The sequence below is a fragment of the Undibacterium sp. GW821-FHT07F11 genome (assembly GCF_059418665.1).
The window spans coordinates 187,081-209,186 of record NZ_JBWKQH010000012.1; the positions used below are offsets into that span (position 1 = coordinate 187,081).

The 22,106-nt window shown below is 51.9% G+C and carries 18 protein-coding genes and 1 tRNA gene; 9 read left to right on the forward strand and 10 right to left on the reverse strand.

All coding sequences use genetic code 11. The features are described from left to right. Positions 1-9 precede the first annotated feature (9 nt). From AC07OI_RS26825 to AC07OI_RS26845, 5 genes are all read right to left on the reverse strand, one after another. Complete coding sequence (locus AC07OI_RS26825; protein ID WP_162039708.1) at positions 10-972, reverse strand: ribose-phosphate pyrophosphokinase; 963 nt, start codon at positions 970-972, stop codon at positions 10-12. A gap of 122 nt (positions 973-1,094) precedes the next feature. Then, positions 1,095-1,171, reverse strand: a tRNA-Gln gene (locus AC07OI_RS26830). A gap of 32 nt (positions 1,172-1,203) precedes the next feature. After that, a complete protein-coding gene (gene ispE / locus AC07OI_RS26835; protein WP_492705600.1) occupies positions 1,204-2,091 on the reverse strand; it encodes a 4-(cytidine 5'-diphospho)-2-C-methyl-D-erythritol kinase in 888 nt (295 codons plus the stop codon). Continuing rightward, on the reverse strand, positions 2,088-2,723 hold the full coding sequence (gene lolB, locus AC07OI_RS26840) for a lipoprotein insertase outer membrane protein LolB (protein WP_492705602.1): 636 nt from the start codon (positions 2,721-2,723) through the stop codon (positions 2,088-2,090). Before lolB ends, ispE begins: the two co-directional genes overlap by 4 nt. 116 nt (positions 2,724-2,839) lie before the next feature. Continuing rightward, complete coding sequence (locus AC07OI_RS26845) at positions 2,840-4,660, reverse strand: tetratricopeptide repeat protein (protein WP_495259295.1); 1,821 nt, start codon at positions 4,658-4,660, stop codon at positions 2,840-2,842. A gap of 164 nt (positions 4,661-4,824) precedes the next feature. Between AC07OI_RS26845 and mutM the strand changes: the two genes are divergently transcribed. From mutM to AC07OI_RS26875, 6 genes are all read left to right on the forward strand, one after another. Further along, positions 4,825-5,646 carry a bifunctional DNA-formamidopyrimidine glycosylase/DNA-(apurinic or apyrimidinic site) lyase gene (gene mutM / locus AC07OI_RS26850; RefSeq protein ID WP_495259296.1) on the forward strand — a complete coding sequence of 274 codons (822 nt, stop codon included), beginning with the start codon at positions 4,825-4,827 and terminating at the stop codon, positions 5,644-5,646. 102 nt (positions 5,647-5,748) lie between these two features. Continuing rightward, positions 5,749-7,686: a dynamin family protein gene (locus tag AC07OI_RS26855; protein WP_492705607.1), complete on the forward strand. Its 1,938-nt coding sequence runs from the start codon at positions 5,749-5,751 to the stop codon at positions 7,684-7,686. A 4-nt stretch (positions 7,687-7,690) separates the two neighbouring features. Then, complete coding sequence (mutY, locus tag AC07OI_RS26860) at positions 7,691-8,908, forward strand: A/G-specific adenine glycosylase (RefSeq protein ID WP_495259297.1); 1,218 nt, start codon at positions 7,691-7,693, stop codon at positions 8,906-8,908. A 75-nt stretch (positions 8,909-8,983) separates the two neighbouring features. Then, the gene (locus AC07OI_RS26865; RefSeq protein WP_492705611.1) at positions 8,984-10,459 is read left to right on the forward strand and encodes an alpha/beta hydrolase; all 1,476 of its coding nucleotides are present in this window, start codon (positions 8,984-8,986) and stop codon (positions 10,457-10,459) included. Further along, on the forward strand, positions 10,456-11,286 hold the full coding sequence (locus AC07OI_RS26870; protein ID WP_495259298.1) for an ABC transporter ATP-binding protein: 831 nt from the start codon (positions 10,456-10,458) through the stop codon (positions 11,284-11,286). The genes AC07OI_RS26865 and AC07OI_RS26870 overlap by 4 nt, the downstream gene beginning before the upstream one ends. Then, positions 11,286-12,449: an ABC transporter permease gene (locus tag AC07OI_RS26875; protein ID WP_495259299.1), complete on the forward strand. Its 1,164-nt coding sequence runs from the start codon at positions 11,286-11,288 to the stop codon at positions 12,447-12,449. The genes AC07OI_RS26870 and AC07OI_RS26875 overlap by 1 nt, the downstream gene beginning before the upstream one ends. Positions 12,450-12,582: 133 nt before the next feature. Here the strand turns inward: AC07OI_RS26875 and AC07OI_RS26880 are convergent, their stop codons facing one another. Continuing rightward, positions 12,583-14,778, reverse strand: a complete 2,196-nt coding sequence (locus tag AC07OI_RS26880) for a DUF4214 domain-containing protein (RefSeq protein ID WP_495259300.1) — start codon at positions 14,776-14,778, stop codon at positions 12,583-12,585. Positions 14,779-14,908: 130 nt separating this feature from the next. Here AC07OI_RS26880 and AC07OI_RS26885 point away from each other — a divergent pair, with 130 nt between their 5' ends. Both AC07OI_RS26885 and AC07OI_RS26890 read left to right on the forward strand, forming a co-directional pair. Beyond that, positions 14,909-15,469, forward strand: coding sequence for a DNA-3-methyladenine glycosylase I (locus AC07OI_RS26885; protein ID WP_495259301.1), 561 nt, complete (start codon positions 14,909-14,911; stop codon positions 15,467-15,469). A gap of 108 nt (positions 15,470-15,577) precedes the next feature. Continuing rightward, a complete protein-coding gene (locus AC07OI_RS26890) occupies positions 15,578-16,030 on the forward strand; it encodes a DUF4124 domain-containing protein (protein ID WP_492705620.1) in 453 nt (150 codons plus the stop codon). A gap of 469 nt (positions 16,031-16,499) precedes the next feature. Here the strand turns inward: AC07OI_RS26890 and AC07OI_RS26895 are convergent, their stop codons facing one another. Beyond that, entirely contained in the window at positions 16,500-17,381 is an 882-nt protein-coding gene (locus AC07OI_RS26895) for a proteasome-type protease (RefSeq protein ID WP_495259302.1), read from the reverse strand. Between the two features lie 300 nt (positions 17,382-17,681). Here AC07OI_RS26895 and AC07OI_RS26900 point away from each other — a divergent pair, with 300 nt between their 5' ends. Beyond that, complete coding sequence (locus AC07OI_RS26900) at positions 17,682-18,797, forward strand: hypothetical protein (protein ID WP_495259303.1); 1,116 nt, start codon at positions 17,682-17,684, stop codon at positions 18,795-18,797. 32 nt (positions 18,798-18,829) lie between these two features. Here AC07OI_RS26900 and AC07OI_RS26905 read toward each other — a convergent pair whose 3' ends face one another. The 3 genes from AC07OI_RS26905 to AC07OI_RS26915 are packed head-to-tail and all read right to left on the reverse strand — an operon-like array spanning position 18,830 to position 22,056. Further along, positions 18,830-19,636, reverse strand: coding sequence for a transglutaminase family protein (locus AC07OI_RS26905; protein WP_492705626.1), 807 nt, complete (start codon positions 19,634-19,636; stop codon positions 18,830-18,832). A 14-nt stretch (positions 19,637-19,650) separates the two neighbouring features. Then, on the reverse strand, positions 19,651-20,601 hold the full coding sequence (locus AC07OI_RS26910; RefSeq protein WP_492705628.1) for an alpha-E domain-containing protein: 951 nt from the start codon (positions 20,599-20,601) through the stop codon (positions 19,651-19,653). Between the two features lie 15 nt (positions 20,602-20,616). Beyond that, on the reverse strand, positions 20,617-22,056 hold the full coding sequence (locus AC07OI_RS26915) for a circularly permuted type 2 ATP-grasp protein (protein ID WP_495259304.1): 1,440 nt from the start codon (positions 22,054-22,056) through the stop codon (positions 20,617-20,619). Positions 22,057-22,106 lie beyond the last annotated feature (50 nt).

Sequence of the window (22,106 nt, forward strand, 5' to 3'; positions counted from 1 at the left end):
GAAAAAGATTTAGTCCGTGAACAAGGAGATGACAGACTCGCCCTTGGTGATGCGGCGGAAAGTCTCTGCCAGCAGGCTATCGCAAGACAATTGACGTATCTTGGAGCAGGCACGGGCAGCTTCTGTCAGCGGGATCGTGTCTGTCACGACCAGTTCATCCAGCGGCGATTGCGAAATACGCTGTATCGCAGGGCCAGACAAAACAGGGTGAGTACAGTAAGCCAATACCTTCTTGGCACCACGCTCTTTCAATACTTCAGCAGCTTTGGTCAGTGTGCCGGCAGTGTCAACCATGTCATCCATGATGACGCAGTTACGGCCTTCAACTTCACCAATGATGTTCATGACTTCAGAGACATTTGCTTTTGGACGGCGTTTGTCGATGATGGCCAGGTCACAACCCAGGCGTTTTGCCAGGGCACGGGCACGTACCACACCACCCACGTCAGGGGACACTACCAGCAAATCTTCGTAATTCTTGGCGACCAGGTCACCCAGCAAAATTGGCGAAGCATAAATATTGTCGACAGGGATATCAAAGAAGCCCTGGATTTGATCAGCATGCAAGTCCATGATCAACACGCGGTCTACACCGGCTTCTTCCAGCATGTTGGCAACGACCTTGGCAGAAATCGCCACACGCGCAGAACGCGGACGACGGTCTTGACGGGCATAACCAAAATAAGGGATAGCAGCAGTGATACGACCGGCAGAAGCACGTTTCAGTGCATCGACCATCAACATGATTTCCATCAGGTTGTCGTTGGTGGGTGCGCAAGTGGATTGCAAAACGAACACATCTTTACCACGGACGTTTTCGTTGATCTCGACCATCACTTCACCGTCAGAGAATTTGGAAACGTCTGCCTTGCCGAGGGGGATGCCGAGTTGTTTGGCAACACCGGCAGCCAGTGCAGGATTGGCGTTGCCAGTGAAAACCATCATGTTGTCATTTGCGCGCGCATTTGCCATGGCTGGGACCTATCGGCTGAGATTTTGTGGGTCTGGCTTATTTTGCATGGGTTTTACACAAAAATAGCCGCTGATAAAACTGAAAAAGCCGCCGCACAATCTATGCGGCGGCTTTAATTTAATGGCAGGGGAAGAAGGATTCGAACCTTCGCATGCCGGAATCAAAATCCGGTGCCTTAACCAGCTTGGCGACTCCCCTACACAACCGTTTGCCTGTTTCCAAGTTCGCCGCTATTTTAGCGTTAAACCGGCTTCAAGCCAAATATTTTTCGATCCCAATTTCTGCGCCATCGGGTGGCTACTCAGCGCTTTTGCTTTCCATGATGTCCAGCGATCCGGTACTTGCTTTAACACTATGTCTGCTGCCGTTTCGTCGGCAAAGGCACAAAAAACACAAGCTCCTGATCCCGTCATCTTTGCATCGCCGTATTGTGAGAGCCACTTAATGGCTGCATCAACTTGCGGAAACAATGCGCAGGCAACTGTTTGCAGATCGTTTTTCCAATTATGTTTTGCATCACTGGAAAAGTCCGCTATTCTGACCGGATTTGTGTCCCTTGTCAACTCCTTTGCCGAAAAAATTGCAGGCGTGGGGACTTGTACGCCTGGCTCCAGCACCACAAACCAGACGTCTGGCGTGACCAGGGCCTGCAATTCTTCTCCCACCCCTTCTGCAAAGGCATTTGTTCCGAATAGAAAGAATGGCACGTCTGCCCCCAGTTGCAGGGCCAGCTTCATCAGCTCATCGCGCTGGACGCCGGTTTGCCATAAATGATTTAGCGCCAGCAGGGTAGTGGCCGCGTCAGATGAACCGCCACCCAGGCCGCCACCCATGGGCAGGTTTTTGCGCAAAGTCAGGTTCGCACCCAAAGTGCAGCCAGTATGGGTTTGCAATAATCTTGCTGCACGGACGATCAAATCGCTGTCCGCAGGCACGCCCTCTATTTCATTGCAGCGGTGTATCTGGCCATCGGCACGCACTTCCACATCCAGATAATCGCAACGGTCTATCAACTGGAAGGCGGTTTGCAGCAAATGATAACCATCTGCCCGGCGGCCTGTCACATGTAAAAACAGGTTGAGTTTGGCGGGGGCAGGGCAATTGTCCAGTCTGCTCATTTCCATTCATTCACCACGATGCGGATGGAGATATCGCCAGCCTGTTCAGTATATCTTTGCAAGTCTATGCGTTTCGGAAAGCTGGGTTGTTCGTGCCAGCTGACATAGCGCAGCTTCCAGCCCTGGGTAGTCACGGTCTGGTCTTCTGCTTTCACGGCAGTCAGTTGTTTGCCGTCGATGGCGACAAAGCCTTGCAGCCAGTCGCGCAAACCTGCTACCGGCAAAGACCAGCCCAGGGTATCTTGCAATAACTGGTCAAGGTCGCTGGCTGAGCGTGGGGTTTTGCCATCCTGTTCCAGTATGGCACCTTGTGCAGTCTGCGTAATGCGTGCCATGGTCTGGCCCAGGGGTGACAAGAGATTGATGCGTATGCCTTTGGCATCCTGTTCCCATTCAAAGCCGCCTGGCAGGCTCTGGGGCTTGTCAGCCTGCTGGTACTGGATGGATATCTTGCCGCTGATTTGTATCTGTTGCTGATATTGCCGGGCGCTGGCAGTTGTGGCTATGGTGGCAGTATTGGCCCCTGCAGTCGCAGGTGCTTGTGTCTGGCTGTTCAGGCTGGCGCAGCCTGTGCTGAGCAAGGTGCAAAAGAAAGCTGAAGCGAGCAGACTAAATCGGGTGTTTGATGACATGTTTGCTGTGTTGGTTGTGCGTATGTTTGCGTATAAATGACAAGGCGGACATTGTCTGTCCGCCACTGTACTTCTATATCAAAACTTTGATGTATATATCATGAACAAGATTGGTATCAGGGCTTGACTTTCAATCTTTCCAGAGTGGACTTCAGCGTTTGATTTTCCGGATCTTTTTTCTGGGCATCGCGCCAGATTTTTTTCGCATCATCTTTCTGTCCCATGGTCCACAAGACTTCACCCAGATGCACGGCTATCTCGGCATCAGGACGCATCTGATAGGCGCGGCGCAGGGCTTGTTCAGCTTCGTCATATTTGGACAGCCTGAACTTGACCCAGCCCAGGCTATCAAGAATGAAGGGATCATCCGGTGCCAGCTGGTTGGCTTTTTCTATCAGGGTATTTGCTTCATCGAGTTGTACATTGCGGTCAGCAAATGAATAACCGAGGGCGTTATAAGCGTGCTGGCTGGTTGGTGCCAGCTCTATGACCTTGCGCAGTGATGCTTCCATGCTGCTGATGTCTTTTTGCGACTCGGCCAGCATGGCAAAGTCATACAGCAAGTCGGGGTTATTTGGTGCCTGCTTGATGCCTTGTTCCAGCACGGCTTTGGCCTGATCCGGCATACCGGCATCACGCAATAACTGCGCTTCTGACTGTATTAGCTGGATCTGCTCGGTTTCATTGCTGGCCTTGATTTGCTGTATGAAGGCGCGTGCTTCCAGCAGCCTGCCTTCCTTGGCCAGCAAGAAGGTGCGGCGTATCTGCACATTGAACCAGGCAGGATTGCGGCCATCATAAGATTCCACCTGAGCCAGCCAGTCTTGTGCTGCCTTGTAGTCCTTGCGGTCTGCAGCGATGCGCGAGAGATTCACCAGGGCGGTAGTCGGGTCGCGTTCTTCGCCGCTTCTGCCTTCCAGTGCCTGCAGATATTGCAGGAAATAGGTTTCGGCTTTTTGCGACTGATTGCGTTCCATCGCCAGCACACCCAGGGTGTAGATGGCGCTGATGTCATCAGGTCTGTCGCGCGCGATGGTTTCAAATTCGTGGTTTGCCTGGTCCAGTTGTTTCAGGTCTATCAGTATGCTGGCATAGGCCAGGCGCACATCGCGGGCGCTAGGGTTCTTTACCAAAAAAGCAGCCAATGACCTGGCCGCATCTGCCTGCGAAGATGCCTGGGCGACCGTCAGTATCGCCAGTTGTGAATCAGGCCTGGCTTTCAAGACTGCCTGTGCTTCGCTGACGGCAAGCTTGTTGTCACCTTTGGCATATGCGCCCTGGGCCAACGCCATATGCGCATCGGGACTGTTTTTATACGGTTCCAGCAGGGTTTCAAGAGTGCTGAATGCGGTATTCTTATCACGTGCGCGTGACAATAAGCGCTGTGCCTGCAACATCATCACTCCCAGTTGCTTGGGCTCGGATGATTTCAGTTTTTGAGTATAAACAGACTGAATTTCAGCCAGATTATTATTCATCAGCATGAAGCCAAGATAATACTGGGTGGCTTCATTTGAATTTGGTGCCAGCTCGCGCCACAGGCGCACGGCCTGCAAGGCCTCGCCCGATTGTTTGGCCGCCAGGGCGATTTCAGCAGCCCGTTTGGCAATACGCGGGTCACGGGTTTGTTCGGCAACTGAGTACAGGGTCACGTAGGCGCCTTGCCAGCTGCCACGCTGATTGGCGATTTCTGCGGTAATGATTTTGTAGAATATTTCTTCAGTCAGTTTTACTTCAGGCAAAGGGTCTTCATGGACCGGTGCGCTGCTGACGCCGTTCAGGGTTTTTTCAGCAGACAGGGCAGCCTGTGCCGCATCGCTGACATGATGGGTATCTTCAACAGCTTCGCCGCTTTGCTTACCTACGCTTGCACATCCGCTGATCAGGGCGGCGCTTAATACCAGCGCCGCAGGTCGCCACAGTGAAGCGGCAGACATGGATGATATTGCGGATACAATAGGGTTAAATAATATAGTAGGCAGTGTTTTCAAAACGAATCCGGATTTGACGTTGATGACTGATTTTACGCTGAAGCAGCAGAACTGTGGGTTTCACTGCGTATATACACTGTGTCAGATTGTAATAGTAAAAGTTCCCGCCCATGCCAGAATTACCTGAAGTAGAAGTTACTCGCCGTGGTGTAGAGCCACACTTGACTGGCAAACAGGTCACCGACGTGGTCATGCGCCGGGCTGGCTTGCGCTGGCCTTTCCCTGCCAATTTACCTGTCCTGCTGACAGGGAGGCAGATATTGGCGACTGGCCGCAGGGGCAAGTATCTGTTATTGCATTTTGAGAACGGTATTTTGCTCATACATCTTGGTATGTCCGGCCATTTGCGTGTGCTGGATAAAAATGTGCCACCGGCAAAGCATGATCATATTGATATTGTCGTCGGTGAATTTGCCCTGCGCATGACAGACCCACGCCGCTTTGGCGCGGTACTCTGGCACGATGCTGTCGACGGCGATCTGGAAGAGCATTTGCTGATACGCCAGTTGGGTGTGGAACCGCTGGAAGCCGGATTTAATCCAGAATTGTTATATAAATTAACAAGAAAACGTAGTGCACCCATCAAGCAAGTCTTGCTGGCCGGGGGCATCGTGGTTGGTGTTGGTAATATTTATGCATCAGAAAGCCTGTTCAGGGCGGGCATCAATCCTAAAACTCAGGCTGGACGCATCAGTCTGGCGCGCTATACTTTACTGGAAGCGGCCATACGTGCAACGCTGGCCGCAGCGATAGAACAGGGTGGCAGCACCCTCAAGGATTTCATGGGTGTGGATGGGCAAAGCGGCTATTTTCAGCAGTCTTATTTCGTGTATGACCGCACTGGCGAGCCTTGCCGGGTCTGCGGTGAAGCCATAAGACAGATAAAACAAGGGCAGCGCAGCAGCTTTTATTGTGCAAAATGTCAGAAATAAACCCACAAATCCAGCCGAATTGGGGGCAAAATTCGATTTACGCGTATTTTTTCAACGCTTCCATATATACTTGGAATATCAAAAAAGTTAACTGAGGGGAACATGAGCAATCTGGTTCAGAAATTCCAGGAGTACAGCGACTGGCGCAAAGGAGTGGTCAAAGCGCTGGAGCAGTACCGGTCATGGATACATGGATCGGATATGGCCGATGCCGCCAGTGATCAACGCATTGCGCGTTTGATGGAACGTCTGGTTGACGACAAATTGTCCATCGCCTTTGTTGCTGAATTTTCACGCGGCAAGTCCGAACTCATCAACGCCATATTCTTTGCAGACTATGGCCAACGCATTTTGCCGTCATCTGCCGGCCGCACTACCATGTGCCCGACCGAGCTTTTGTATGACGATACCATCCCGCCTTGCATACGCCTGTTGCCGATAGAAACCCGCGCTGAAGCGCAGTCGACCAGTGAATACAAGGGCCAAAGCCATGTCTGGACCGTGCTGCCCTTGAACATCAGTTCTGGCGACGGCATGCTGGAAGCCTTCAAGCAAGTCAGCCTGACCAAAAAAGTCAGCATAGACGTGGCCAAGCAATATGGCCTGTTTGATGAAAACGACCCCGACGCACCGCTGGAAGTCGATGAAGATGGCCTGGTAGAGATTTCTCAATGGCGTCATGCCATCATCAATTTCCCCCATCCTTTGCTCAAGGAAGGTCTGATCATTGTCGATACCCCGGGCCTGAATGCGATAGGTACCGAGCCTGAACTGACACTGAACCTGATCCCGAATGCGCATGCCGTATTGTTTATCCTGGCCGCAGACACTGGCGTGACCAAGAGCGATATCGATGTTTGGCGCAATAATATCGGCAATGGCCCTGGCCGCATGGTCGTCCTGAACAAGATAGACAGCATGTGGGATGAATTGCGCACGCCTGAAGAGGTGGAAGCACAAATCGTCCGCCAGGTCAGTACCGTTGCCCATACCCTGGGCCTGGAAGAAAAGCAGATTTTCCCTATTTCTGCGCAAAAAGGCCTGGTTGCCAAGATTAATAAAGATGCGCCTTTGCTGGCACGCAGCCGCCTTCCTACCCTGGAATATGCGCTGTCCAAGGAATTGATACCGGCCAAGCAAAACATCATCCGTGCCCAGATGTCTTCAGAAATCAATGAAATCATCCACGCGCAACAGGCAGTTATCTCTGCCCGCAGCCGTAGCATGGTTGAGCAGATGATGGAATTGAAGAGCCTGCGCGGCAAGAACATGAACGTCATCGAACACATGATGAAGCGCATCGATGCCGAGAAAAAAGAATTCGACGCCAGCCTGTTACGCATGCAGGGCACGCGCTCGGTGTTTACCCGCTTGTCTACCGAGGTGTATACTAGCCTGGGCATGGACATCCTGCGTGAAGAAATCCGCAAATCGCGTGAATCGATGGAGAAGAGCAAGTTCTCGGTTGGCCTGCGTGATTCGGTCAAACAGTTCTTTTCTCAAGTTAAACTGAACCTGCAGACATCGAATAAAAAGACGGATGAGATTTCGGAAATGATGACGGTCATGTACCGCAAATTTTCGACTGAGCATGGTCTGGCACTGTCGGCACCGATGTCTTTCTCGCTCGACAAATACATCAAGGAAGTCGAAGCTATTGAAGCTGTCTACCAAAAGCAGTTCAGTACCGCGACCCTGCTGACCACACCACAAGTGGTGTTGATGCACAAGTTCTTTGATTCTGTTGCTGCCCGCGTCAAGCAAAGCTTTTTGCAAGCGAACCGCGATGTCGAAGCCTGGCAAAAAGTCGTCATGGCCCCGCTGGAAGCGCAAATACGCGAGCACAAAGGCCAGTTGAAAAACCGCATGCAATCGATACAGCGTATTCATGTGGCGACCGACAGCCTGGAAGACAAGATCACATCGTTCGAGAGCTTGCAGGCAGATATCGATGCGCAGAAAAAAGCGCTGACCGATCTGGAAGATACCCTGCGAACAGCATTGACTGCAGAACTGACTGCACTCAGGGTGGCTGCCTGAAATAATGAAGTCCACAGCATCACGCAGCAAGGCTGACCCGGCGGGTCAGCCTCGGGTTCAGCCTGAATCTCAATCTGCTTTATCACCAAACTTTGCCCCAAACCTCGCCCCGTACTTCGATCCGAGTTTTTCTGCCGCGCTCATTACCTGGCAAAAACAGCATGGCCGCCGCGGCTTGCCCTGGCAGCAAAGCCACGAGGCCTATCGCGTATGGCTGTCTGAAATCATGCTGCAGCAGACCCAGGTCACGGCAGTTATTCCATATTACAAACGCTTCCTGGAAACTTTTCCTACCGTGTTTGACCTGGCTGCCGCGCCGGTTGAGCAAGTCATGGAACACTGGAGTGGTCTGGGCTATTACACCCGTGCACGCAATTTGCACCAATGTGCCAAACAGGTGGTGGATAAATACCAGGGCAAGTTTCCGGCTGACCCAACCTTGCTGCAAGACTTGCCAGGCATAGGCCGTTCTACCGCAGCGGCGATCACGGCATTTTCTTATGGCACGGTAGCGGCAATCCTCGATGGCAACGTCAAGCGCGTATTCGCCCGTGTGTTTGGCATAGATGGCTATCCTGGCACCAAACCCGTTGAAGACAATATGTGGCTGCGGGCGCAGGCTTTATTGCCAGTGCAAGATATAGGTGCTTACACTCAGGGCCTGATGGACCTGGGTGCTACGGTATGCACGCGTAGCAGCCCCAAATGTACTCTATGCCCCTTTCAGCAACGTTGCGTGGCTTATGCTCAGGGCAGGACGGCAGAGCTGCCAGTACGCAAACCAAAAAAGGCGCAAAAAGAAAAACAGGCCATCATGCTGCTGATGCAGGATGGCGCAGAAGTCTTGCTGGAACGCAGGCCACCCACCGGCATCTGGGGCGGTTTGCTATCACTGCCCGAGCTGGCAGGCATGCAAGAATATAGCGGCGAGGATGATGCCTTCTCTGTCGATGCGCAAATGACCACAGTGCGAACACGTGCCAGCCATTTTGGCGACATCGCCAGTATCCAGGTCTTGCCAGTCTTTGCCCATGTATTCACCCACTTCAAACTGCACATCTTGCCGGTGCACGTGCAACTCAAAAAACGTCGTCTGGAAGTTGCAGAAGGTGAGCATGGCTGGCATCCGCTCAGTGAAGCAATGCAACTGGGTTTGCCTGCGCCTATCAAGACTTTGCTGACCAATCTTGGCACGCAATCACAACTGCCATTTACTGATTGAGTAATTGCGCTTAGACTCCTGAACTTGCTATTCAAGTAAGCAAGTAATCAAGTAAAGCAGTTTCAGGAGACCAATTTGAACAAAAGATTCATGCTCAGGCTCATGTCCGGGCTGGCGCTATGCAGCGCGGTGACAGCGCACGCAAATGCCGCCGCCTCCACCACTGCCACCAAGGCTTGCCGTCTTCCAGACTTCCCACAAGAAGTACAATGCGGCCAGATACAAAGACCTTTGAACCCGGCGCAACCACAAGGCAAGCAGATAGACATCCATTATGTGGTTGTCCCTTCGCAGGACAGGAATAAATTGCCGGATGCGGTCTTTTTGCTGGCCGGTGGCCCAGGGCAAAGTGCCATCAGTGTCGCCAGTTGGGGTACAGGCCTGATGGCGCGCCTGAACCGCCGTCGCGACCTGGTGTTTGTCGACCAGCGCGGCACTGGCCGCAGTGCGCCTCTGGAATGCCCGGAACTCGAAAAAGCTGAAGAAGTTTTATCACCGGAACAAAGAGTTAAAGTTACTGATGATTGCATGCGCCATTTGCAGACCCTGCCTTATGGCGAGCTGCAATACTTTGGCACCAGTATCGCCATGCAAGATCTGGAAGCCGTGCGCCTGCAGCAAGGCTATGGCCGCATCAATGTCGTCGGTGCTTCATATGGCACGCGTGCCGGGCTGGAATATCTGCGTCAGTTCCCGCAATCAGTGCGCCGCATCGTACTCGATGGCGTGGTGCCGCCTAGCATGCGCCTGGCCAGTGCCGATGCACAAAAAGCGCTCGATGCCCTGTTCAGGGATTGTAAAAAAGAAGTCGCCTGCAATACCAGTTACCCGGACCTGGAGAATCGCTGGAAAAAACTGCTGGCCAGCCAGCCACAGAAAATCAGCTTCACGCACCCACGCATGGGCACGACTATGAAGACTGAGATGACGCGCGACAGTTTGCTGGGGCTGGTTCACAAGTCCTTGTACAGCCCCAATTCGCTGGCCGCTTTGCCGTATGCTTTGACTCAGGCAGAGCAGGGCAATTATGCACCGCTGGTTACCATGACAGGCGCTACCAATCTGCCGGGGCCTGGTGGCATTTCTTACGGCATGCATTTCTCGGTCTGGTGTGGCGAAGCTTTTGCCCAGTCTGCGACTTTGCCCGCTAATGATGACTTTGAAAAACTCATGGCGGAGCAATATACACAGACCTGCAAAAAATGGCCGCGTAGCGAAATACCGGCAGACTTCTTCAAAGTGCCAGTCTCCGCTTCCTCTGCCTTATTGCTCAGTGGCGGTCTTGATCCTGTCACCCCGACCAGATACGGTGATGAAGTCGCCAAGGCACTGGGCCCGAATGCCCGCCATGTAGTGATAGAAAACACTGGCCACGGTTTGCTGGGGCAAGGTTGCATACGCGACGTGGTACACCGTTTCTTGAATGCCAAGGAAGACAGTGAAGCCGTCAAGGTTGATACTGCCTGCGTGCGCCAGATCCCACGCGCCCTGGCCTGGCAGGCACCCGTGCCGCCCGCGGCCAACAAAGCTGGCAAGGAGGCCAAGCCATGATCATCGTCAATGACTTGCACAAAGAATTTGTGCGCCTCGGCAAATCGTCGGGCAATACTTTTGTCAATGCCGCCCGCAGCCTGGGCTTGATGAAAAAAACCAGTGAGGTAGTGAAGGCCGTTGATGGGGTCAGTTTCAGCGCCAATGATGCATGCATCACAGGTTTGCTGGGCGCGAATGGCGCAGGTAAAACCACCACGCTGCGCATGATCGCCGCACTCTTGCAATCCGATGAAGGCCAGATCACGGTTGATGGCACGGCTGTCAAAGCGGGCACTTCATCGACCCAATCACATATGGGTGTGTTGTCTGATGCACGAGGTCTGTACCCACGCCTGACTGCAAGGGAAAATATTCATTACTATGGTGTGCTGCATGGTATGGATACTGAGCATGCGGAACAACGTACCCAGCAGTTATCGCACTGGCTGGATATGGACAAATTGCTGGACCGCCGCACTGATGGCTTCAGTCAGGGTGAGCGCATGAAAACTGCGCTGGCAAGAGCGCTGGTGCATGATCCAAAAAACATCATCCTTGATGAACCTACCAATGGCCTGGATGTGGTGGCTACCCGCGCACTGAGAGAATTCTTGCGCTTCTTGCGTTCGCCAGAAGGTGGCGGCAAGTGCATCATTTTCTCTACCCACATCATGCAAGAGGTAGAGCGTCTGTGCGATCAGGTTGTCATCGTTGCCCAGGGCAAGGATGTGGCGCATGGCACGGTAGAAGAATTGCTGGCGCAATCCGGTGAAAATAATTTTGAAGATGCCTTCGTCAAACTGGCATTCCTGCACCCACAAAAATCCCTGACAGGAGTGAATTGATGAAAGCGACTTTAGCTATCCTGCGCAAGGAATTGCGCGATGCCTTGCGTGACCGCCGCACCCTGATGGTGGCCCTGATCAGCTCTTTGCTGGGCGTGCCATTGATGCTGCTGATTTTTTCTGTAGTGCTGACCCAGGTTGAATCTCAGGAAGAAAAACGCACCGTCATGGTCAAAGGTATAGAACATGCCCGTGGTCTGGAAAATTTCATCCTGCGTCAGGGTTATCAAATCAAAACAGCGCCTGACGATTATGCCGCCAAATCACAAAGCAAGGAACTTGACCAGCCCGTCTTGCTGATTCCGGATGATTTTGATGAAAAACTGGCCTCAGGTGCCAAGGGTACATTGGAAATAGCCTTCGACACCTCGAACCGCCAGGCAGAATTTGGTGTGCGCCCCTTGCGTCGTTTGCTGGATGGCTATTCGCAGGAGCTCGCTACATTGGGGCTTGCCATGCGTGGCGTATCGCTGGAATTATTGCAGCGCATAGACATTCGTGAGCGCCATATCAAAAAGCCGGAAGAACGCAAGGCCACCATCACCACCATGCTGCCTATGATGGTCTTGATGGCCATCGTCCTGGGTGGCATGTACGCCGCAATTGATACCACGGCAGGCGAACGCGAACGTGGCTCACTGGAGCCACTGATGATGAACCCCGTCAACGGCTGGCAACTGACTATCGGTAAGTGGGGCGCAGTCGCCATCGTCGGCATGGGTGTGGTGGTGCTGACCATCTTCAGCTTTTTCCCCTCGCAATGGCTGATCCATAATGAAACCTTGCGTGCTGAATTTCAATTCAACTTCAAGGATGCCATGGGCTTTTTGCTGGTCTTGCTGCCATTGGCAGCCAGTGTTGCCGCCATACAGATTGCGATTTCACTGGACTGTAAAAGCTATAAGGAGGCCCAGGTACGCAACCAGATGGTGACCATGTTCATCCCCTTTGTATCGCTGGTGCCTATTATCTTCCCGGGGCGCGAGCCTGCGTGGTTCCAATGGGTGCCGGTTTTGTCGCAAAACCAGATGATGAACCAGGTACTGAAAGGCGAAACCCTGAGTGTGGTGGCAGTTGGCATCGCCTTTCTGGTGTGTGCTTTGATGAGCCTGGTCAGCCTGGCTTATATCTCACAAAAAATGCGCAGGGTGGTGATGCATTGAGGCCGTCAAAGTAAGCAAAGGTCCGGAGTTTTCTTTCATTCTCAGGACAACAAAAAGCCCGCAAGTCTTGCGGGCTTTTTGTTGTTTGCTTAGCTCACTTGGCCAGCACACTGAGCCAACTCACTTTGTCAGCTTACCTGGCCTGCATATTCGCCGACTTGAGCAGTTTGATATTACGCCATGGCTGCATGCTCTTGTCGCGCAGAGGTATGCCCTGTGATGGCGGCGGCGCTGGACTGAAACTGGCCGCAGGGCAAGAACCTGTGCTGGCATAAGTCAATGCTGCAGACAGACGATTTTCACTTTGATTGCCGAGCTCATGATTCAAATCATCCGATGCTTTGCACAAGGGTGTGAAGCCATTGGTAAAGTCACCCTGACCCAGGGCATTGACGCCAGCAAACTGGATCGCAAAATACGCTGTCTTGCAATTATTGGTTTGTATGAAACCATATGGCTTGCCACAGGTGGTGTCGCCAACCAGAATGACTTGCATGAATGGTTTAAGGCCATTGATGATGGATTCACTGGCTGAACATGTACCGTTGCCAGTCAGGATGAACACCCGTGGCAGGTTCAATTGTGGCAGGAAGCGATCATTAGTGTCGGTGTCATAGAAGTAGGAGATATTATCTGCCGTCAGGTCAGTGTGCTTGTCATTGAACTGCAGTTGTTCAAAGACCTTGTTGACGACCTTGGTGCCGGCAATCATGGCTGACAATTCATTGGCGATATACAGATAACCACCACCGTTGTAACGCAAATCCAGCACCAGATCATCAATGCGCGCTGTCTGGAACTTGCGCATGGTTGTCACCAGCGGCGATTCTGCCGTGCGTATATGGTCAGTGAAGACCATGTAACCTATCTTCTTGCCATTCACATTCAGTATCTGGTCTTGCAAGACAGGTGCAGTTGTCACTGTCGTGGATGTCATGCTGACGATGCGGCTGGTGCTGGCACTGGTGTCCTGCACCCTGAAGCTATGTGTCTCCGTTTTTGACGGGAACAGGGCATCGTACTGGACATCGCTCAGAGAACCACCCAGATCAGTATTATCTACACTCACCAGTGTGGTGCCACGTTTCAATTGCGCAATATCGGCAGGCGAGCCAGGTTGTACGTAGCGCACGCGTATCTTGCTGCCTTCACGCACCAGGCTATAGCCATAGCTGACATCTTCACCAGACTGGAAGTAATCATCTATGCTGCCTTGCGCATCAGTGAAGCTGAACCTGTCCTTGGACCTGACGATCAGGGCGTCGAAATAACTGGTCGGTGTGCTGTAGTTTGTTGCCGGTACATTGACGATATCGCGGTACCACAAGTACACATCGTCAAGGTGGGCACGCACCCAGCTTTTTTCACCACTTGGAGTACAGATATTGGCCAGACTGTCTGGTGAGCCATAGCTGCCAGTCGTGCCTGTGCCGGTTGTAGGCTGGTTGATGGCATTGCCACTTACGCCTATCAAATCACGGGCGGCTGTGGTTGAGGTGCTGGTGACGGCTGCTGCAATCGCCATGGTCTTGGTGATATTGTCGTCCAGCGTCAGATAGCTCAGACCTTGTTGGACGGCGAAATAATTGGCCACATCAAGCTTGTTGTTCAACAGTTTGGTGACCCAGCCCCAGGTTGCATCATTGGCATATTCACGTGCCGATACCAGGATGGCCCTGACCATGCTGCCCTTGGGCGTGCCATTCTTCAACTGGCTGGACCAGTAATCGATTTCTGCCGCGTTCGGTGCGGTGCTGCCGGTGCGGCCCAGTACATTTTTATAAATGATGCGGATAAAATCATCGTTGCTCATACCGCTGGAATAACCAGTCAGGGCAGGTGATTGCAGGGCAACGAGATAAAAGCTCTCGGCAATTTGCGCTTCATTCATGCCTGCCTGTACCTGGTCTATCCAGTAAGACAGACCATCGGCATCTGGCACACGGTTGAAGAAGGCCACATACAGATCAATCAGATTGTTCAGGCTGGTGGCAGAAAGTGCCGCAGCCTTGTCACCAATGCGCAGATTGACACGAAAATCGCTGAATTGCAGGATATTGGTTGTCAGAGGGGCGCTGATCGGTGCAGCGCCACCCACCATATCGACAATTACATAAGTGGACCCCAGCCGTGAGATCATATAATTCTGACGTTTGCCAGTGAAGCTCATGACATCGGCGGCAGTTGCTGCCTGTATTGCAGGTGCTGGCGCTGGTGGAGTGGCTGCCTGTTTAGCATCCTGGTTACTGCTGCCACCACAGGCAGCGAGGATCAGGCTCACTGCAGATAAGGCGAACAGGTTTTTACTGCTTTGCTTAAAACGCAACATGGTGGTTCCACTATCTGATGACGAACGACGATTCTAGAAGAAATGAGTAGAATGTCAATTCGGATTGAAAAATTTTGTTAAAAATTCGGTTTTCCCCACATGATATATTACTCCAGATGGTTTTTTACGTATGAAGACACGCTGTAATTGGGCCAATCCCTCTAACCCCCTGTACCTGCATTACCACGACCATGAATGGGGCGTGCCCTGCCATGATGAAGTGCGCCTGTTTGAAATGCTCAATCTCGAGGGTGCGCAGGCCGGCCTGAGTTGGGAAACCATACTCAATAAGCGAGAAAATTATCGGCTGGCATTTGATGATTGGGATGCAAAAAAAATCGCCGCGTATGATGATGAAAAAGTCGCTTCCTTGTTGGCCAATGCTGGCATCGTCAGGAACCGCTTGAAGGTTGCCGCTGCCATCACCAATGCCAAAGCCTACTTGCGTCTGTGTGAAGAGCAAGGCAGCCTGGATGCCTATCTGTGGGCCTATGTAAACGGCAAGCCCATCGTCAATAGTGGTGAGCGCATTATCACGACGGAATTGTCTGACCGCATTTCCAAAGACTTGCTCAAGCGCGGCTTCAAGTTTGTTGGTTCGACCATTATCTATGCCTATATGCAAGCCATAGGTATGGTGAGTGATCACTCTGCAGATTGTGCCTGGCGAAAAACCAAGGCCAGGAAGTGAGGCGCTGAACAGCGCTGGCCGAGTTTGCAATTGCCAGTGAAACCTGTGACATTTGTGTCAGGACACAAGCTCTGATATTGTTTGCCATCGATTGGACATGTTAAAAAAATGAAGCAAATTATTCTTAAACCAGTCTTGTTCGCAACTTGCCTGAGCCTGGTATTCGCTGTGTCCGCTCATGCCGAGATCTATAAATGGGTCGATGCAAATGGCAAAACCCATTATTCCGAGAAAAAGGATGATGCTGGCAGAGCCAAAGTGGAAGAAGTAAAAGTCACCGCAGGGGAAGGAAAACCCTCTGCCGCACCGAGCTGGCAAGAGCAGGAAATCGAATTCCGCAAACGCCAGATGGAAAAACAGGCAAAGCAAGCCAAGGAGCCTGTAGCGAAACCCAAAGGGCCCTCTCCCTTTGTTCCCGGCAACCAGCCTGAAACCAATGAATCACGTTGCGCCATGGCCAAAGGCATACTGAACGGTGACCTGGTGCACGGCAACCGGGCCAAGACTGATGCGAATGACAAGGCGATTGCTCAGCGGGATGTGAGTACCTATTGCCGCTAGTATTCATTCGAATAAAAATACAAAAAGACCCTGCAACTGAGCCTTCAGTTTCTAGCATAAATAATATTGATTGAAGGGAGTATATGGCATCATCATGGGACGGGCCCGGGCCAAAACGCAAGCTTGAAGACATGCATCGGTATAGTTGCTACCTGTATGGCTTGGTGACACTTTTTTTCGCGCTTGGCATATTCGTAACTGGCGGTCAGTCAATTCCACATATTGCGCTATTTGTTCTTACTGCGACTTTATCTTTTGCACATTTCAAATTGAGCGCTGCGGTTGAGCAAGACAAGACATGGAGTCGCAGTGCATCCATGGCTTTGGCCTGCCCATTACTTTTGGGTTTTCCCATCGGCACTTACATGGGTGTCACTATCCTTATCAACGCCGTCAGGTATGAACCTTAGGATGCGCTAAGCCGGAGTTGCATCAGCTTTAATGCGACAAGCCTGCCTGTAAATAATACTCAAGCCTGCCTGGTATTATTCGGCTGTTGCGCCAAAGACTGCAAAGGTGATGGCGTAGTTGTGTTTATATCCCGCAATTCTGGTGGTACGGCTACACGCACAGGTTTGCTGTGCATGTTGGTGGCTGACAGGACATTGCCCTGTATCTCAGGGCTGGCGTTCCAGACTGGATCAGCGATGCTTTCAAAGACAGACTTCAATTGCAGACCCCAGGTATTGCGTATCATCTGGAAGTACTGATTTTTCTCATCGATAGTGACAAAGTGGGTGACTGCCAGCTCATTGTTTTCATACACCAGCAAATCCAGCGGCAGACCCACTGACACATTTGAGCGCAAGGTAGAATCCATTGATATCAGCGCGCACTTGGCTGCCTCATCAAGTGGCGTGTTTGGCGTCACGACGCGGTCTATGATGGGTTTGCCATACTTGGCTTCACCAATCTGGAAATAAGTATTTTCATTATGCGACTCAATGAAATTACCGGCAGAATAAATCTGGAACAGACGGCAACGTTCGCCCTTGATCTGGCCCCCAAAAATCAGGCTGACATTAAAGTCTATACCAAACTCTGACAGCGATTTGGCATCGCGGTGATACACGGTGCGTACGGCTTCACCAAGTATGCGTGCGGCCTCATACATGTTTGGTGCAGTCCAGATGCTCTTGCCATTGGCATCAACATGATCAGATACTAACTGGCGTATTGATTGTGAAATTGATAAATTACCCGCAGTCATCAAGACCATGGTGCGGTCACCAGGATTTTCAAACACCGACATCTTACGGAAGGTGCCCACCTGATCCACGCCCGCATTGGTGCGTGAGTCGGAGAGAAACACCAGCCCGGCGTCAAGGCGCATGCCAACACAGTAAGTCATAGTACCGATTCTTGATCTGTCGAAACTTGAATTCTACCCCAAAGCAGGGCGTTGAAATACGCGTGTCACATTTGTATGCAAAGCTGGACTCAGTTCATCCGTGCCTGCGCGCGCCCTTATGATGAAAAGTCATTGAACAGGGCGATGTTTCATTGTCAAGCAGAGCGATATTTGCATTTGTTCCTCACATTGTTCTTTCGTTAAAAAATGCATCTGTTTGAAAAAACACATGTATTTACAAGGTACAATATATTGCTGTATTTGAATTATTTTTTTATAACTGCGATGAGGGATTAGATCATGCAAAAGAACTTTGCTCCCGGCACTGACGGCAAGTTTGCCAGGCTCGCCAAGACTGCGCGATATGGCATATTGGCTTGCCTGAGCGTATTAATGCTGTCAGCTTGTGGTGGTGGCGATACCCGCAGCAGTGCAAGTAATGCGAACCTGGCAGCTCCTCCGGTCGCTACCCTGGCTGCCAGTGTCAGTGCCAGTGTTTTACCCGCGAGCACCACGCCACTCTATGGTGGCAAAGCAGCTGGAACCTGGTTGTGGGATACCACCAGTATACTCAGCACTGGCAACAAGCTCACCGCGGCAGATAAAACGCATGTCGATGCCCTGATACGGTTCTGCAAAGACAAACAAGTCACGGAAGTGTACTTGCAGATCAATCGCGACATCCCTGTCAGCAAATACCAATATCTGGTCAGCACGCTCAAGGCGGCACTGGTCACCATAGGCAATATCAGTACACCTATCTCTGTACAAGCCCTGGATGGCGCTTCAAACTGGGTAGTCGCTACTGGAGCAGCGCGCAAGAATGCTTTCCTGGATTGGGTCTTTGCCTATCAACAGTCAGCAACAGTGGCACAGCGTTTCAGTGCCATTCATTTTGATGTGGAGCCCTATACTGCAGAACCTTGGAAAAGTGATCTGGCAGCAGGCATTCTGGCATATCAAAATTTTGTGACCGATGTGAAAAACCGTATTGATGCCAAAAGTGCCAGTCTTGGATGGAATCTTGTCATGGTGGTAGATATTCCTTTCTGGTATGACGAACGCCTGTATAGCAATAGCTATGGCAGCGGCAATCTGGCTGAATGGGTTTACCAAAATGTGCCCATTGTTGCCATCATGTCTTACCGCGATACCAGCGGTCCCATGTTTGATTTCATCAAGAATGAACTTGCTTATGGTGTGACCTACAACAGGCGCACCATCGTCGGTGCAGAAACCTCTCAACAAGAACCTGCTTATGTCAGTTTTTATGAAGAAGGCGAGGCCATCATGCGTACTGAGCTCAATCGTGTGGTAACTGCCATCAGCCTCAATGGCAGCACTGCCGGAGCCCAGTATTCGTTCGGCATACATGATTACACGAACTGGAAGAGCATGCCTTTGTCACCGCGTTAAAGGCTAAAGGTATGCCGGATAAAGCATGAAACTCATTTGGGTGTGACTTGCACCGTCACACTCAAGGTTTCCAACCCGCCACCACGGCGCACACCGCGCACAGGTGCAGCAGAATCATAATCACGACCGATAGCCAAACGGCAATAAGCGTCCGTCATCAGGGCGGCATGGGTGGCATCAACGCTGACCCAGCCGCTATAGTCGTTGTCTTCTACCCAGACATCCACCCAGGCGTGGCTGTCGGCATGACCGGTTGATTCAGGATCGATATAGCCAGAAACATAACGTGCAGGTATGCCGCGTGCATGACAGCAAGCCAGCATGATATGGGCATGGTCCTGGCAGACGCCACGGCCCAGTTGCAGGGCATCGCTGGCACTGGTCGTGACGATGGTTGCACCAGACTGATACTCCACTGCACCACGGATGTGCGTTGCCAGATTTAATAGTGCAGCCGTAGTGGTTTTGCCGCTGTCAGGTAAATGACTGAGGGCAAAGTCCATGATCGCCGGTACTGGTTCGGTCAGCCTCGTCGGTACGGTAAATACCAGTGGTGAAAATGTATCAGGGTCAGTGATGCGTCCTTGATAAGGATTCGTCAATTCAACCACGCCCTCGGCAATGATGGCAACCTCATGATGCTGACCAGTGATGGTCAGCGTATGCGAGGGATTGCCATAGGCATCGATATACGCATGGCGCTGTCCTGCAGTCTTTATCTGCCAGGAGATGGCATGCTGGTGCTGCTCGGCGCGTGGCGTCAGGCGCAACTGCTGTATGGTGTAAGTCAGCGGCGCTGAATACTTGTAAATAGTCTGGTGACGTATAAAAAGTTGCATGATATTTTATTTTCTCAGGCCGCCAGCGGCACCAGGAAGTCGCGGCTGACACGGTTACCCAGGTCAAAAATGTTTTCCAGGAAGCGCGTCAGGTTGTCATGCAAACCTTCTGCCAATATCTCTTCGATACGGGCAAATTGCAATTCTGCATGCAGCTTACCAGCAAAACGCTCGGTATCGGCTGAGACATCATTGCGCACTTCTTTCAGATTGGCGACCACTTCATCCATGCAGGCCAACAATGAGCGTGGCATATCACCGCGCAGCATCAGCAATTCTGCCACCCGCTCAGGCGTGATGACATCACGGTAGACCTTGCGGTAAATCTCAAAGCCGGAGACTGAGCGCAGCAACGCCGCCCAATAATAGAAATCCCTCTGCAAATTATCATTGCCACGCCCGCTTTCCTTGGCACCGTGAAACTTCACATCCAGTATCCGTGCGGTATTATCTGCGCGCTCTATGAAGGTACCCAGGCGGATAAAGTGTACCGCTTCATCCTTGAGCATGGTACCCAGCGTCACTCCACGCGATAAATGTGAGCGGTATTTCACCCATTCAAAAAACTGGCTGGGGTCGTTTTCCAGTATCGTGTCAGACAACCTGTCCTGCATGTCCAGCCAGGTGGCGTTCTGGGTTTCCCACACCTCGGTCGTCAGCGTACCACGTACTGCCCGCGCATTTTCCCGCGCCTCCTTCAGGCATGATGCAATCGAGGATGGATTCATCGGGTCACGGACCATGAAGTCCAGCACATCCTTCTTCGTCAGCAAACCATATTGATGGTCAAAGGCAGACTGCAATTCAGATATACCCAGCATGGCACGCCAGCCACGTTCAGCATCTTCGGCAGACTGTGGCAGCATTGAGGTCTGGATATTCACGTCCAGCATACGGGCAGTATTTTCTGCGCGCTCGGTATAGCGCGCCATCCAGAACAAATGATCAGCGGTACGGCTCAGCATGTATATTCTCCTGACTTAATTTTCAAGGATCCAGGTATCTTTCGTTCCGCCACCCTGTGAAGAATTCACCACCAGCGAACCCTCTTCCAAGGCCACCCGCGTCAAGCCGCCTGGTACCATGGAGATGGTTTTGCCAGACAAGACAAAGGGCCGCAAATCAATATGGCGCGGGGCGATGCCGCTTTCCACAAAGGTAGGGCAGGCCGACAATGCAAGCGTAGGCTGGGCAATATAACCATCAGGCTTGGCCAGCAAGCGCTGACGAAAATCTTCTATCTGCGCCTTGGTCGAAGCCGGGCCCACCAGCATGCCGTAACCGCCAGCACCATGCACTTCCTTGACCACCAGTTCACCGAGATTCGCCAGGGTATAAGACAGGTCTTCGGGTTTGCGGCACTGGTAGGTCGGCACGTTATTCAAGATCGGTTCTTCCGTCAGATAAAACTTGATCATGTCCGGCACGAAGGGGTAGATCGATTTATCATCAGCCACCCCCGTGCCTATCGCATTCGCAAGTGTCACGCGCCCAGCGCGATACACCGACAACAAGCCAGGCACACCCAGAGAAGAGTCGGGCCGGAAAGCCAGAGGATCAAGAAAATCATCATCAATACGGCGGTAAATCACATCCACCCGTTTAGGGCCACGTGTAGTACGCATGAAGACCGCATTGTCATTCACAAACAAATCCTGGCCCTCGACCAGTTCCACACCCATTTGCTGGGCCAGGAAGGCATGCTCAAAATAGGCCGAGTTATACATGCCCGGCGTCATGACCACCACGGTCGGGTTGTCCACCCCCATAGGGGCAACTGAGCGCAGGTTATCCAGCAACATGTCCGGATAATGATCAACCGGCGCAATCTTGTTACGTGCAAACAGCTCAGGAAAAAGCCGCATCATCATCTTGCGGTCTTCCAACATGTAAGACACGCCGGATGGCACGCGCAAGTTATCTTCCAGTACGTAGAACTCGCCCTCGCCAGCCCGCACAATATCCACACCCGCAATATGGGCATAAATGTCAGAAGCGACTGAAATACCCTGCATTTCAGGGCGATATTGGGCATTTTTATAGATCTGCTCAGCCGGGATGATGCCCGCCTTGATGATATTCTGCGCGTGATAAATATCATGGATGAACATGTTCAGCGCCTGTACCCGCTGCGCCAGGCCCTTTTGCAACTGCGCCCATTCACCCGCATGAATGATGCGCGGGATGATGTCAAACGGAATCAGTCTCTCCGTACCCGCATCGTCACCATACACGGCAAAGGTAATACCCACCCGGCGAAAACTCAGGTCAGCCTCTGCCCGCTTGCGTTTCAATCGTTCAGCCGGTTGCTGAGCCAGCCAGTTGCAAAACTCGCGATAATGTTCCCGCGTCAATTCTCCGCCCGCGCCACCCGATACAGCGGCATCATAGGCGTGCATTTCATTGAAAAACTTGGCCATGTTCTAGTCTCTTGGTTACGGTTCCAATACAGCATATCAAGAAACGTGCC